Origin of the sequence: Tannerella serpentiformis, assembly GCF_003033925.1 — a bacterium.
Taxonomy (GTDB): Bacteria; Bacteroidota; Bacteroidia; order Bacteroidales; family Tannerellaceae; genus Tannerella; species Tannerella serpentiformis.
The window spans coordinates 382,825-397,338 of the sequence record NZ_CP028365.1; the positions used below are offsets into that span (position 1 = coordinate 382,825).

The following is a 14,514-nucleotide window of genomic DNA, read 5'->3' on the forward strand; positions in this document are numbered from 1 at the left end:
TCCGTTTTTGATTCATCTTAAAACAAATATAGGCCATATATTTGCGGCAAACCTACAAACTGAACGAGATGAAAATCGTTGTTTACCTCCTTCTCCTCGCCTCTCTCGCCGTACAGGCTGTTGCGCGCGATCCGCTGATCGATCGGGCTTATATGAAGTGTCTCTACCGCTATGTTTACCTCAATGATACGTTGACAGGAAAGACCAAGGATGATCTGCTCATCTTACAAATCGGGAAAAGCATCTCCAAGTGCTTTAGTCATTACAGCAACCAAGTCGATTCCCTCTCTGCGCTGCCGAATGGAGACATGATAATTGGAAAAATGATTGACGACGCCATGAATAGCGGCGAATTTATGCGGGGAAACTATCCCCACAAGCGTCTGAAGACCTACATTTATAAGAATTACCCAGAAGGACGCATGACAGTAACCGATGGGCTGATTCTACAGGACTATTGCTACGTGGATTCGCTGCACACGCAGATATGGACGATGGGCGACAGCACGCGCGAGGTGTTAGGATATACGTGTCAGCAAGCGACGGCCGACTTTCGCGGTCGCCATTGGACGGCTTGGTTCGCGACGGACATCCCCGTCAGCGACGGCCCCTGGAAGCTCGGCGGACTGCCGGGGCTGATCCTCGAGGCGTATGATGAGGGGCAGCAACATGTGTTTACTGCCGTCGGCTTAGAACGGGTGAAGGATGAACCGATCATTTTTAATCGATCGTTTGGAGATAATCAAAAATTTGAGCAGACAAACCGCCTCGAGTTTCTCCGATCGAAGAAAAAATCACTGATGGATCTCAATGGCTACATTCAGATGGAGACGGGCATTGACTTGAGCCAGGGAAAGCCGCAAAAAGTGATGCGATACGACCTGTTGGAACGTGATTACTGATTTCAAAATGAAAGTCATCCTCTATCTTCTCCTCACCTCTCTCGCCGTACAGGCTACCGCGCGAGAGCCGGTGCTCGATCGGGCGCACATGAAGTGCCTCTACCGTTATGTTTACACCTTCGACACGCTGAAAAACGAGTTGCGCGACGACTTACTTATTCTCCAAATCGGGAAAGAGGTGTCGAAGTGTTACAGTTACTACACCTTTCAATGTGACTCGCTACAGCGCACGCCCGATGGGGCAAAAGTCTGGAGCGAGCTGTTCCGACGAGCGATAGAAAAGGATGGGATCTATGGAGACTTCCCACACGTCCGAATGAGCACCTATGTCTATAAAAATTACCCGACGGGACAGATGACAATCACAGATCGGATTTCTTCACAGGGCTATTGCTACGTGGATTCGCTACACACGCAAACATGGGCGATGGGCGACAGCACGCGCGAGGTGTTGGGATATACATGTCAGCAAGCGACGGCCGACTTTCGCGGTCGCCGATGGACGGCTTGGTTCGCGACGGACATCCCCATCAGCGACGGCCCGTGGAAGCTCGGCGGACTGCCGGGGTTGATCCTCAAAGCGTATGATGAGGGGCAGCAACATGTATTTACTGCCGTCGGCTTAGAACGGGTGAAGGATGAACCGATCATTTTTAATCAACAGGATGGCCGCAACCGTCGTTTTGAGCCAACGAATCGCCTGGATTTCCTCCGTATGGAGCGGCGATTCCTGATGGATTCCAATTCTTTTATCCAAATGGAGACAGGTATTGACTTGCTTGGCGATGAACCCAATCAAGTGATGCGATACGACCTGTTGGAACGTGACTACTGATTTCGTAAGCGATGAAGACGACCGTTTTTCTCTTACTTTTTTCTGCGCAAGTTGTGGCGCAACATCACACAAGGCTTAATCCGGCTATAATAGAGGTGCATTATCACCACACGATGCAGCGCGACACGGTGAGACGGCTGGCGACGGAGACGGACTCCATGATCCTCCGAATCGGAGCAAGCGCGAGCCAGTTTTTTAGCCATCATACCTTTTATTATGACTCGTTGTGGAACGACCCCGACGGTCGCGCGACAGCCGAAGCGCTGACGCTCGAGGCCTTTCGCACGCGCGATCATTCAAAAGAGCCGCGAGTGGGAACGACTTACGACTACCTCTACAAGAATTACCCGGCGGGGCGAATCACGACGACTAACGAACAGTTCCACGTTGCCTGCCGCTACGACGAGGCCACGCCCTCGATCTCGTGGGGGATGGCCGACTCCGTCCGCATGATACTCGGCCACCCATGCCGCATGGCGACGGCCGACTTTCGCGGTCGTCATTGGACGGCTTGGTTCGCGACGGACATCCCCGTCAGCGACGGCCCTTGGAAGCTCGGCGGACTGCCGGGGTTGATCCTCGAGGCGTATGACCGGGGCGACGACTACCGTTACACGGCCGTCCAGATCGTAGAGAGTGGCCTCGATCCCGTGACGTTCTACTGTTTCGACGGCAAACCCTTCTTCGACACCGATCGCCGGACCTTCCTTCGCTCCCAGCGTGCTTTCCTCAGCGGACAAGGCAACGTCTACGACATCGAATTGATCCGCGCAATCGTGCAATCCGGCCGCCGGAAGACCTACATGCAGCGCGAGGCCCATCGGCTGCTCTTCGATCCATTAGAAAGGGATTACTAATACGATAGGGTATGAAAACGATTCGCTACCTCTTGTTATTTATGGCGTTGGCCGTCCATGCATCGGCACAAAAGGACGTGCTCGACCACGCATCTATGAAGTGTATGTATCGGGCGACGGAATTAAAGGACACGCTCGACGTCGCTTTTTATGAAGACCTCTTGATACTGCAGATTGGCCCCCAAGTCTCCAAATGTTTCAGCTATTACACCTTCCAGAACGACTCTCTCCGACAGACGCCGGAGGGAAATCGTCAGGCGAGTGAGCTTTTTAATCGTGCCTTGGCCGATTTCCATAAGCATCGCGACCGCAGCCGGTTCCTGAATAGCTTTCCGCGCAATCGCACCATCACAATCGTTTACAAGAATCACCCCGCGGGCGCCATCACCGTGACCGACGGACTGCGGGAAGATCAAGTGACGTATCGCGACACCCTCAACGCCCAGCAGTGGACGATGACCGACAGCACGCGCGAGGTGTTAGGATATACGTGTCAGCAAGCGACGGCCGACTTTCGCGGTCGCCGATGGACAGCTTGGTTCGCGACGGACATCCCCGTCAGCGACGGACCCTGGAAGCTCGGCGGACTGCCGGGGCTGATCCTCGAGGCTTACGATAAGGGCCATCAATATACGTTTACAGCCGTCGGCTTAGAGCGGGTAGCGGAGGAGCCGATCGTCTTCACCCCTTGCGGAGGGAAGAATGGCTACCGGACAGTGGACAGGCGTGCTTTCCTCAAAGCGAAAATGTTCGATTTGACGCACGGCGGTGCACTCGGCGCCTCGGGTCTGAAGTCGACGGACTACGAACCTGTATATAGGGATCTGATAGAGAGGGATTACCGGTGATGAGATACTTCCTTATTTTCTTATTATTTATGACGGGCGTCGCGGCCACGGCCCAGCGGGTGACGCTCTCGGGAACGGTGACCGACGGCGCTAACGGCCAACCCATAGCGGGTGTGCTCGTCACGGTGCGCCCTTCCGGAGCACAGAAAGTGCTGGCGTTCACGCAAACGATGGCTAACGGACGGTTTGAAGTGACGCTGACGGCCGACGCGACTGATCGCGTGCTCCACTTTTCGATGATGGGCTATGCCGCACGCACACTCCCGATCGAGAAAGGTCGGACGACGTACGACGTGACCCTTAAAGAACAGGCCACAGCGCTGCGAGAGGTCATCATCCGCGCTCCCAGTATTCACGAAAGAGGGGACACCATCACGTATATCGTCTCCCGATTTGCGACAACGGCCGACCGCTCGCTGGGTGACGTCCTCAAAAAGATGCCAGGCATTGAAGTCGAGAAGAGCGGGGCCATCACCTACAATGGAAAGCCTATCAACAAGTTCTACATCGAGGGTAAGGACATGCTGGAGGGCCGATACGGCATAGCGACGAACAATATCCATCCCAGCGACGTGGGTAGCGTGGAGGTGATGGAGAACCACCAACCGGTGAAAGCGCTGGAGAACATCTCTTTTTCTCAAAACCCGGCCATCAATATCCGGTTGAAGGAGGACGCCAAGGCGCGCTGGGTGGGGACAGCCAAGGCGGCCGTCGGCGCGAGTCCTTTCCTTTGGGAGGGAGAGCTGGCGCTGATGCGTTTTAAGCGGAAATCGCAAACGTTGAATACGTTGAAGTCGAACAACACGGGTCGCGACGTGACGCGTGAGGCCGCGTTGCTCATCGACGGCGAGCGTGCCGAATCGGCTCTCATGGAGCATATCGACGTGTCCCCTGATCGCCTGCGGGCTATCGACGGCGACCGCAGTCGTTTCAACCGTTCTCACCTCGTGACGACGAACAACCTCTGGGGCGTGTCTAAAGATTTTGACCTCACGTCGCAAGTCACCTATGGCAACCACCGCCTCACGTCCGACGTGGCCAGCAGCCAGACGTATTTCCTCGACGACTCGACCGTTTTCACCGAATCCGACGAGCACACCCTCAGCCGCCACCACACCTGCACGGGCGACATCACGCTGACGGCCAACACCCCGTCCTTATACGTGCGCAACAAGCTGCAAGTCGACCTCCGGTGGGACGACACGCAGCAAACCGTCCGTGGCACCTACCCCAACCGTCAAGCAGCCACGCTCCCCCGCCGTTCCTTCTCCGACGAATTGGAGCTGATCCGTCGCTACGGCCGTCGCGCCTACTCGCTCCGCTCGCTCAACGTCTACCGCGCCCATCCGCACCGCCTCACCGTCCGCCGGAGCGATGGCGACGAGCAGCAACAGCGCGTCGAGTCGTCCGTTTTTTACACCCACACGCATACGTCGCTCTCGTTCTATTTCGACCCCGTCGCCCTCTCCCTGCGCGCGGGCCTCGTCGGCACCTGGAGGAGCTTGCGCAGCGCGTTGACCGGCCTCTCGGACTCGTTCGGCAGCCTCCGCAACGACATGTCGACGCGTCGCCTCTGCCTGTACGTCTCCCCCGAGCTGGCGTACCGTCACGCCGACCTGGAGGCGACCGTCCGACTGCCGCTCTCCCTCCTCCCCTATCGCCATACGGACCACATCACCGGCCGCACGACCACGCGCGGACACCTCCTTTTTGCGCCCACGGCTTACATCCAGTGGTACCTCACCTCGCGACTCACCCTGTCCCTCGACGGTCGCCTGTCCCCCATCGCGCCCGACGAGCAGACGTTTTACGAAGGCCTTATCCTGCGCGATTATCGCCACCTGTCGCAGGGACTCATCGACGACCATTTGGGGCAACACATCTCGGCCGACATCACCGTCCGTTACCGCTATCCGCTTCGTGCACTGTTCGCCCACGCCTCCGCCGGCTACGTGCAGCGTCGCCAGACGCACACCGTCGACAGCCGTTTCCTCGGCGCTTACCTCCTTCAGACGACCATCCCAGAGGCCTCCGACACTCGGTCATGGATGGCCGACGCCAGTCTGAGTAAGGGTCTCGACGCCCTTCGGAGCATCGTCACTCTAAGCGCCAGCTTCCTCTCCACCCGAGGCATGGCCTACCGCAATCGCGTGCCCACTTTTTTCACGTCTACAAATCGCGATGCCAGTTGCAAGCTCTCCACCCGTCTCGCGACGTGGTGCAACACCGCCTACGAGCTCTCTCTCTCCCAGAGCACGCTTCACGTCGACCGTCCCGACTTCCGATCCTCGTATCTTGACCTCTCCCAACGTATCACGCTACACCTCATCCCGCATCGCATGTGGAGCCTACGCCTCACGGCCGAGCACTACAGCAATGAAATCGCCCCCCGCCTCCGCAAGCAACTCCTCCTGGCCGACGCCGAGCTGACGTGCAGCCTGAAACATGGCTGGGAGGTAAACGTTTCCGCCCGCAACCTCTTCAACCGCCGCACCTACGCCTACACCCTCTACGACGGCCCGGCCACCTTCCGCAAATCCTATCTCCTCCGCCCACGCAACCTCACCGTCGGCCTCTTCTTCCGCTTCTGACGCCCCCTCCCCACCCAACAACACCCCTTCCCTCAAATGGAAAGCCCTATTGCCTCACAGCTACAGCCCTTTCCTTTCAAGGGAAGAGCTATTTTTTCACAGCAACAGTCCTTTCGATTCAAGGGATGGACTATTTTTTCACAGCGATAGACTTTTCAATTCAAGGAAAGGAGTGTTTTTTCACAGTGACAGCCCTTTTTTTTCGGGGGAGGAGCTATTTTTTTCGGACAATCTCCCTTTCTATTCAAGGGAAGCACTATTTTTTCATAGCGACAGTCCTTTCTCTTCAAGGAAAGAGATGATTTTTCTTGCTGATAGCCTTTTCGATTTAAGGAAAACACTAAATCCATACAGCGACAGCCCTTTCTTTTCGGGGGAAGAGCTATTTTTTTCAGACAATTCCCTTTTCGATTTAAGGGAAGCACTAAATCCACACAGCGACAGCCTTTTCTCTTCAAGGGAGGAGCTATTTTTTCACAGCGATAGCTCTTCCTTTTTGAGAGAAAAGCTATTTTTTTCGGACAATCCCCCTTTCCTTTCAAGGAGAGCACTAAATCCACATAGCGAAAGCCTTTTCTTTTCGAGGGAAGAGCTGTTTTTTCATGACAACAGTCCTCTACTCTCGAAAAGAGAGGCGTAAACGCAAAAAAGCGCCCCGATCACCAAAGAGGTGACAGAGGCGCCTTTCGTTATGATCGAGCGACCGTAGACGTTAGAAGTCAAAATGCAGCGCGATACGGAAGCCGTGGCGCTGGATGTCGGAGTGATTGAGGTAGGTCAGGCGGCGGTAATAGCTGACTTCGAGCACGCGAAAGATGTTTTCCAGCCCGACGCTGAACTCCATGTAGGGCGAGGTTCCAAAGGCGTGCGATCCGTCGGGGAAGAGCATGAGGCCGTCGGTCTTGTCCGGGTTGTTGCGGTCGCTGAGGCTGCCCCAGACGCCGCTGACGGAGGCTACCTCACGCAACCCGAGGAGGTTGATGAGCGGAATGCGGTTCAGGATCCAGCCTTTGAGGTGATAGCGGGCGTCAAAGGAGACGTAACGGTCGGCCATGAACTCCATCGGGTTCATGAGGTGGAAGGCTTCGGGCTGGATGGTGACGGACTGGTTCGTGTTCGGGGTGATGAGCAGCGGGAAGGGCACCTTGTCCCAGACGATGCCGCCGCGCAGGGAGGCGTCGATGTGACCGAAGGAGGAAAGCCAGATGCGTTTGCTGACGCCGGCCTCGGTGCGGTTGTAGCGGTAGTCGCCGCCCAGGATGCCGCGGAAACCGACCTGATGCGAGAGGCGGAAGACGGGGGCGTCTTTGCTGAGGTTGAAGACGGAGCTCTTGCCCAGGCGACTGTTATAGGCGCGCTCGCCGGGGGCGAAGCGGAGTTGGAAGCCCCACTCTGTGGTGTTGTAGTCCTGTAGGCGGGTGAAGTCGTCGGCGCTGTTGCGGACGATGTAGCGGAGCGTGCCAGCGGCCTCGTTGTTCATCACCTGCGCCCAAGTCTTGACGGAGAATCCGTTCCGCCACTCGCGTTCGTATTGCAGGCGGGTCTTGCGGAGGTAGTTCATGTTGCGGTTCGGATGGCCCACTTTCCAGGCCACAAAGACGTTGTCCTTGCTGGTGAAGAGGAAGTCCTGGCCGGGGGTGTAGAGGTCGTACTCGTGCTGGAGGGAGAGGTTGTTGACGGGCGATTCCTTTTCGTGATACTCTTTTTCGTTGAAGGCCCAGGTGGCGGTGGCGCTGTATTTCCATCGGCGGTCGTTGAGGCCGAAGGCGCCGTAGCCACCGAGGAAGAGGTGCGGATGGAGGTTGGCCGTAGTCATGGCGCCAGCGCGGATGCGGAAGCCCTCGATGTTGTTGGCGCTGAAGACGGTGTTCATGGGGCCGAAGTCGAGCTTGTTCTTCTCGTGCACGTCGTTGATGGGGATGTAACCGGAGATGAGGATCTCGGCCGTCTTGAGGAGCACCTTGAAGGCCGTCACCTCCTTGAGCTGATTGAGCAGACTCTCGATGCCACTTTCGCGCTCTCGGAGCGGGGTGTGGCGACGGTTGGCCCAGAAGGAATCGGGCTGCGCGAGGTAGCGCGAGAGGGGCGTCTGGACGCGTCCGGAGAGGGCGAAGATGGAGTCCGCACTGGCGATGTTCGTCCGATAGTCCGAGTAGCTGCGCAGCTGGTGGGCGTACATCTGCTGACCGCCGTCGAAGAGTTGGAAGAGCACGTAGGTGTTGTCCGTGTCCAGCTCCCAGAGGCCGTCCGTGCGGCGGCGAAACTGCTGCTCGACGCGCAGCTCACGGACGAAGTTGAGGTTGATGTGTCGGGGCACATTGAGGAGCACTTTCTTGACCGAGTATGTGCCGTCGGTCGTGACATAGAGTCGACCGGTGAAGCCGTAGCTCTGCGCGTTGACGGGCACGAAGGCCAGGTCGGTGCAGGGCTCGCCGCCCACGTCGACGGTGTCCATGATATAATAATGGTAGAAGGTGTTGGCCAGGGTGGACGAGAGGGGGCTGACGAAGCGATTGAGCAGAAAGGTGATGTTGTTGTCGAAGATGTCGACGCCTTGGAAGATCTCGTCGAGGTTAGCAGTGAGGGTGCCGTATTCGTCGAGGCTCTGGTCGATGCCCTGCTGACGGGTGGCACGGACGACGACCTTTTCGGATCGGGGCTCGCGGCGGTAGTAGATGTCGGAGATCTTCTCGCGCAGGGAAAGCGTGAGGATGGGGCGGCCGTCGAACTCGGAGGTGTCGAGGTAGTTCTTCAGGAACTTGAATCGCTTGAGCACCTTGCTCTTCTCCAGTCGGGTGTCGAACTTATCGAGCGAGAGGGTCATCTTTTCGTAGCACTCCGTGCTGTAGTCGTCCAGCTGGGTGATGCGGTTGCTGTCCTTGCGGGCCACAACGCGCTTCATCAGCTCTACGGCGGGGTTGTTCTTGCGGGTGTAGCGTTCGCGTTTGGGGCGGATGACAATCTCGGAGAGCTGGATGGTGGAGGGTGCGAGGCGGATGCGGAGGTCGGTCGTGGCGTGCCCGGCGGTGAGGGTGACGGTCTTGGGGTCATAGCCCACGTAAGAGATCTTGAGGCGTGTCAGCCCGCGATCGTTCTTCAGCTGAAAGTTGCCATCCATGTCGGTGACCCCACCGATGGTGGATCCCTCGAAGACGATCGTGACGAAGGGCAGGGGTTCGCCAGTGATGGAGTCGACCACCATGCCAGCGACGGAAGTAGCGTGTTGTGCGTATGCGGCTTGTCGGCCGAGGCCGATGAGCAAAAGGACCGCAAAGAGGGTTCGGATAACCGCTTTGTTCATTCTGTGTAAGATAACTTGTTACTGTTCAATTAAGCGGCGCCAAAGATAGAGTGAGCGTAAAAACCCGACCATCCAAAAGGAGGTGGCAAATTCGTCGTGGGGAAGGCCTCCCCCCCACCGTCCCCATTCGATGGGATTGGCGCATCTGATTTCAGTACATTTCTTTGCACCCGATTTCAAACACGTTTCAAGCGCATTCCATCCATACACACCCCACGCATGCATTGCACTGAAAAAGTAAGACGACGACTGGCCTTCTGGCTGTGTATCCTCTTCATCGGATACACGGCGGCGACGTCGTTTTTCTATCATGCGCACTACGTGAACGGTCGATGGATCGTGCACTCTCACCCCTACACCCAGGCGCCCGAGACGGGCCACCACACCCACACGCAGGCGGGCTTTGCTACGCTGGCCTGCCTCACCGCAGCGCTGATGACCTCCATCGCGCCCACGCTTTACACTGAACCTCTCACGCGTCTCTCGGCTGTCATCATCAAGGCGATCTGCATTGCCCTCGTCAGCCAGGAGTTCCTCCACCTATCCCTTCGCGGCCCGCCGGCGATGTGCCTCTAAATGGCGAATTGCTGCGTTGCGATCGATTCTCGGTCTCGGACGCCTTGCACTTCATCCATTTATGAACACCGCCCTGTAATCCACCTGTCAATTGATCATTGTCAATGGTCATAGGGCGCCATGATTCGCCCCGACGGCCATTGTTGCGTGCTCCTGCTTCGGAAATACACGCTATCAGACTGATGCAGGCTTGCAGGGACTCGTCGAAGTCTTCGCCAGCTTCACGCAGGCTTGCAGGGCCTCGTCGAAGTCTTCGCCAGCCTCAAACATGCTTGCATGGACTCGATTTACCGTAAATCAGCTCCAAACATGCTTGCATGGCTCCGATTTACCGTAAATCAGCTTCAAACACGCTTGCATGGCTCCGATTTACCGTAAATCAGCTTCAAACAGGCTTGCATGGCTCCGATTTACCGTAAATCAGCGTCAAGCACGCTTGCATGGACTCGATTTACCGTAAATCAGCTTCAAGCAGGCTTGCAGGGCCCCGATATACAGTATATCAGCTTCAAGCAGGCTTGCATGGCCCGATATACATTATTCCAACTGTCTAAAAACAAACAGATATCACACTAATAAACACAAGTAAGAAAATGAGAATCATTTACCTCCCCCTGCTGATGCTTTGCGCATCGCTCACACAGCCGGCTTGGGCCGGCACGACTGATCCCACGATCGGATCGGAACAAGTCAAACCCAAGACAGACGCCGTCGTCACCGGCCACGTGGTCGACGCTAAGACGGGCGAACATTTGCCCTACATCAACGTCGTAGTCAAAGGCACCACCATCGGCGTGGCCACCGACGCCACGGGTCACTACATGCTCAAGGACCTGCCCGCGGGCGAACTGACCATCGAGGCCACCTTCATCGGCTACAAAAAGGCCGTGAAGAAGATCAAGACGAAGCCCAACACGATGCTCGAAGTCAACTTTGAGCTCGAGGAAGAGGCGCTGGCCATCGACGAGGTGGTCGTCTCGGCCACACGCAGCGAGACGATGCGCCGCGAAGCACCGTCGCTCGTGAACGTGCTTGACACGAAGCTCTTCGAGCGCACCCAATCGACCGACATCGCCCAAGGACTGAAGTTCCAACCCGGCGTGCGCGTGGAGACCAACTGCCAGAACTGCGGCTTCAGCCAAGTGCGCATCAACGGCCTCGACGGCCCCTATTCGCAGATCCTGATCGACTCACGCCCCGTCTTCAGCGCGCTGGCGGGCGTCTACGGGCTGGAGCAGATCCCGGCCAACATGATCGAGCGCGTCGAGGTGGTGCGTGGCGGCGGATCGGCGCTGTTCGGATCGTCGGCCATCGCGGGCACGATCAACATCATCACCCGCGAACCGACAGGCAACTCCGCCTCCCTCTCGCACCAGACGCGCGGACTGGGCGGCCTGAACACGTTTGAGAACACGACGAACTTCAACGGCTCCATGGTGAACGAAAACGGTCGGCTGGGCGTCACCCTCTTCGGCCAGGCACGCCACCGCACGGGCTACGACCACGACGGCGACGGCTACACGGAGCTGCCCGTGCTCGACGGTCGCACCTTAGGCTTCCGCACCTTCCTCAAGCCGAACATCTACTCGCGCTTCACGCTGGAGTTTCACAACACCCACGAGTTCCGCCGCGGCGGTGACCTGCTCAAGGAGCAGCCCCACAACGCCCACATCGCCGAGCAGCTGGAGCACATCAACAACGTGGGCAGCCTCGGCTACCAATACTTCAGCCCCGACGGCCATCACCGCTTCAACGCCTACGGCTCGTTCATGAAGGTGCAGCGCAAGAGCTACTACGGTGGCGGCGATCGCACGGCAGACGAGATCATCAACGAGGGCAAGAAGAACGTGGAGGCTGCCAAGGATGCCTTCATCGCCGAGCTCAAAAAGAAGAACCCCGCCATCACGGACGACGAGCTAGAGGCCGAGGTGAAGAAGTCCTTCTTACCCGGCTCGCACAACGGCCTGACGAACGAGGATATGCTGGAGCTGAACAAGCGCATGTCTTCTTACGGACGCACAAACGGCCTGACCTACATGTTCGGCGCACAGTATGCCGCTGACTTTGACCGCCTGCTCTTCCTCCCCTCCACGCTCACCGCGGGCATCGAGTACAACCACGATCACTTGGACGATAAGAGCGGATACCGCGAGGCGCCCATCGATCAGCGCGTGAACACGAAGAGCGCCTTCCTGCAAAACGAATGGAAGGACGACCGCTGGAGCATCCTCGTCGGTGCCCGGCTCGACAAGCACTCGATGGTCAGCCGCGCCATCCTCAGCCCGCGCCTCAACCTGCGCTTTGCCCCCTCGAAAGATTTTACCCTGCGCGCCAGCTACAGCAAGGGATTCCGCGCCCCGCAGCTCTTTGACGAGGACTTGCACGTGGACAATGCTGGTGGCGACCTCATCGTCTCTCGCAACGCCCCGGGCCTCCGGGAGGAAACCTCGCACAGCTTCAGCGCCTCCATCGACTGGTACCACCGCTTCGGCGTTTGGCAGCTCAACCTGCTGGCCGAAGGCTTCTACACGCAGCTCGTGGACGCCTTTGGGTTTACGCAGAAGGACACCGTCATCGGTGGCATCTCGCAGATCCTCAAGACGCGCGAAAACTCCGACGGCGCCAAGGTGTACGGCCTCAACTTCGAGGGTAAAATTGCCTACCTCAACACCTGGCAGCTGCAAGGTGGACTCACCGCGCAACGTAGCCTTTGGAACACCGAGCGACAGTGGAACGAGGACGACGCCTACAAGACGCGCCGCATCTACCGCACCCCCGATCTCTACGCCTACTTCATCGGCACGCTCAACATCACCCGCGCCCTGAGCTTCTCCCTGACGGGTAACTATACGGGCAACATGCTCACCGGCCACGAGATCCCGACCGAGGACGACGGTTCGCTCACACAGTTCAACGGCCGTCCCGCCGCCACCATCCACCCCGACCGCATGCAGCATGGCGAAGGTCAGACGGACAAGACCTACGGCCCGCGCACATTCCGGACGCCGGCCTTCTTCGAGATGGGCGCCCGCGTGGCCTACAACATCCCGCTCTACAAGACCTACACACTGCAGCTCCACGCCGGTGTGCAGAACATGTTCAACGCCTTCCAAGACGACTTCGACCGCGGTCCCTCGCGCGACTCGGCCTACATCTACGGCCCCGGCTCGCCCCGCTGCTGGTACGCCGGCATGAAGCTCACGCTGTAATCGTCAGAGGGTTCATTGTCCATGATAGAAAGGGCATCTCCGCTGGTCGGGGGTGCCCTTTTTTCCGTGTTACACCTCGTCCGTTGCATGATGGATGTTGTTCTGCGCTGAAAAAGTCAGTCAGCAAAGTCCACTCAGACTCAAGTACCCGGCCAAGCTTACCCGGCCTCGGTAGAGGCCTTGATCTTCTTTTGCTTCTTTTCTTCCATCAAGGGAAGAAAAGAAGGATGCAAGAGGAAGAAAAGGAGTTAAGCCTCCCCCCGCGCCTATCTTTGCCGCCCAAACAACACGTATAATAGTATATCACACACAATGAGAAAGACCGCATTAATCACAGGCATCACGGGTCAGGACGGATCGTATCTGGCCGAGTTCCTGATCGACAAAGGCTATGAGGTGCACGGCATCATGCGCCGCTCCTCGTCGTTCAACACCGGGCGCATCGAGCACCTCTACCTCGACGAATGGGTGCGCGACATGAAGCGCCAACGCACCATCAACCTCCACTACGGCGACATGACCGACAGCAGCTCGCTCGTCCGCATCATCCAACTGACGCAGCCCGACGAGATCTACAACCTCGCCGCACAGAGCCACGTCAAGGTCAGCTTCGACGTGCCCGAGTACACCGCCGACGCCGACGCCATCGGTACCCTCCGCCTGCTGGAGGCCGTACGTATCCTCGGTATGGAACACAAGACACGCATCTATCAGGCCTCTACCTCTGAGCTCTTCGGACTCGTGCAGGAGGTGCCGCAGCGCGAGACGACACCCTTCTACCCCCGATCGCCCTACAGCGTAGCCAAGCAATACGGCTTCTGGATCACCAAGAACTATCGCGAGAGCTACGACATGTTTGCCGTCAACGGCATCCTCTTCAACCACGAAAGCGAACGCCGGGGCGAGAACTTCGTCACCCGCAAGATCACGCTGGCCGCCGCACGCATCGTGCAGGGCTTCCAAGACAAGCTCTACATGGGCAACCTCAACGCGTTGCGCGACTGGGGTTACGCCAAGGATTACGTGGAGTGTATGTGGATGATGCTGCAATACGAGCGCCCGGAGGACTTCGTGATCGCTACGGGCGAGATGCACACCGTGCGCGAGTTCTGCACCCTGGCCTTCCGTGAGGCCGGCATCGAGCTGCGTTGGGAGGGCGAGGGCCTGAATGAGCACGGCATCGACGTCAAGACGGGCCGCTCGCTCGTGGAGGTAGATCCGAAATACTTCCGACCCGCCGAAGTGGAGCAGTTGCTTGGCGACCCGACGAAGGCGAAGACCCTGCTCGGCTGGAACCCGCGCAAGACCTCGTTCGAGGAGCTGGTCCGCCTGATGGTGAAACACGATCTACGCTTCACGCGCAAGCTCTATCTGCGCGCCCAAGAGGAGGAGTAA

The 14,514-nt window shown here is 57.8% G+C and carries 10 protein-coding genes; 8 read left to right on the forward strand and 2 right to left on the reverse strand.

The features are described 5' to 3' along the window. Positions 1-68: 68 nt before the first annotated feature. From C7123_RS01570 to C7123_RS01590, 5 genes are read left to right on the forward strand one after another with little or no spacing between them, the layout of a single operon-like run. The gene (locus tag C7123_RS01570) at positions 69-902 is read left to right on the forward strand and encodes a GLPGLI family protein (protein ID WP_069175550.1); all 834 of its coding nucleotides are present in this window, start codon (positions 69-71) and stop codon (positions 900-902) included. Between the two features lie 7 nt (positions 903-909). Next, positions 910-1,737, forward strand: a complete 828-nt coding sequence (locus tag C7123_RS01575; protein ID WP_069175551.1) for a GLPGLI family protein — start codon at positions 910-912, stop codon at positions 1,735-1,737. 11 nt (positions 1,738-1,748) lie between these two features. Further along, positions 1,749-2,594 carry a GLPGLI family protein gene (locus C7123_RS01580; RefSeq protein ID WP_083206914.1) on the forward strand — a complete coding sequence of 282 codons (846 nt, stop codon included), beginning with the start codon at positions 1,749-1,751 and terminating at the stop codon, positions 2,592-2,594. Positions 2,595-2,605: 11 nt separating this feature from the next. After that, on the forward strand, positions 2,606-3,442 hold the full coding sequence (locus tag C7123_RS01585; RefSeq protein ID WP_069175553.1) for a GLPGLI family protein: 837 nt from the start codon (positions 2,606-2,608) through the stop codon (positions 3,440-3,442). Next, positions 3,442-6,033 (forward strand): carboxypeptidase regulatory-like domain-containing protein, encoded by a 2,592-nt coding sequence (locus tag C7123_RS01590; protein ID WP_083206915.1) that lies wholly within the window; start codon positions 3,442-3,444, stop codon positions 6,031-6,033. Before C7123_RS01585 ends, C7123_RS01590 begins: the two co-directional genes overlap by 1 nt. A gap of 155 nt (positions 6,034-6,188) precedes the next feature. On the opposite strand, the gene C7123_RS12790 is transcribed toward C7123_RS01590, so the two are convergent. Together C7123_RS12790 and C7123_RS01600 are read right to left on the reverse strand one after the other, a co-directional pair. Then, positions 6,189-6,593, reverse strand: a complete 405-nt coding sequence (locus C7123_RS12790) for a hypothetical protein (RefSeq protein WP_159049796.1) — start codon at positions 6,591-6,593, stop codon at positions 6,189-6,191. 152 nt (positions 6,594-6,745) lie between these two features. Next, entirely contained in the window at positions 6,746-9,334 is a 2,589-nt protein-coding gene (locus tag C7123_RS01600) for a DUF5686 and carboxypeptidase-like regulatory domain-containing protein (RefSeq protein ID WP_069175556.1), read from the reverse strand. A gap of 219 nt (positions 9,335-9,553) precedes the next feature. Between C7123_RS01600 and C7123_RS01605 the strand changes: the two genes are divergently transcribed. From C7123_RS01605 to gmd, 3 genes are all read left to right on the forward strand, one after another. Then, positions 9,554-9,910: a hypothetical protein gene (locus C7123_RS01605; RefSeq protein ID WP_069175557.1), complete on the forward strand. Its 357-nt coding sequence runs from the start codon at positions 9,554-9,556 to the stop codon at positions 9,908-9,910. 593 nt (positions 9,911-10,503) lie between these two features. Continuing rightward, positions 10,504-13,119 (forward strand): TonB-dependent receptor, encoded by a 2,616-nt coding sequence (locus C7123_RS01610; protein WP_069175558.1) that lies wholly within the window; start codon positions 10,504-10,506, stop codon positions 13,117-13,119. 312 nt (positions 13,120-13,431) lie between these two features. After that, positions 13,432-14,514 carry a GDP-mannose 4,6-dehydratase gene (gmd, locus tag C7123_RS01615; RefSeq protein ID WP_069175559.1) on the forward strand — a complete coding sequence of 361 codons (1,083 nt, stop codon included), beginning with the start codon at positions 13,432-13,434 and terminating at the stop codon, positions 14,512-14,514.

Bases quoted from the DNA above. Each gene is read 5' to 3' on its own strand.
- C7123_RS01570 (WP_069175550.1), top strand. From the start codon at position 69: ATGAAAATCGTTGTTTACCTCCTTCTCCTCGCCTCTCTCGCCGTACAG.
- C7123_RS01575 (WP_069175551.1), top strand. From the start codon at position 910: ATGAAAGTCATCCTCTATCTTCTCCTCACCTCTCTCGCCGTACAGGCT.
- C7123_RS01580 (WP_083206914.1), top strand. From the start codon at position 1,749: ATGAAGACGACCGTTTTTCTCTTACTTTTTTCTGCGCAAGTTGTGGCG.
- C7123_RS01585 (WP_069175553.1), top strand. From the start codon at position 2,606: ATGAAAACGATTCGCTACCTCTTGTTATTTATGGCGTTGGCCGTCCAT.
- C7123_RS01590 (WP_083206915.1), top strand. From the start codon at position 3,442: ATGAGATACTTCCTTATTTTCTTATTATTTATGACGGGCGTCGCGGCC.
- C7123_RS01600 (WP_069175556.1), bottom strand. From the start codon at position 9,334: ATGAACAAAGCGGTTATCCGAACCCTCTTTGCGGTCCTTTTGCTCATC.
- C7123_RS01605 (WP_069175557.1), top strand. From the start codon at position 9,554: ATGCATTGCACTGAAAAAGTAAGACGACGACTGGCCTTCTGGCTGTGT.
- C7123_RS01610 (WP_069175558.1), top strand. From the start codon at position 10,504: ATGAGAATCATTTACCTCCCCCTGCTGATGCTTTGCGCATCGCTCACA.
- gmd (WP_069175559.1), top strand. From the start codon at position 13,432: ATGAGAAAGACCGCATTAATCACAGGCATCACGGGTCAGGACGGATCG.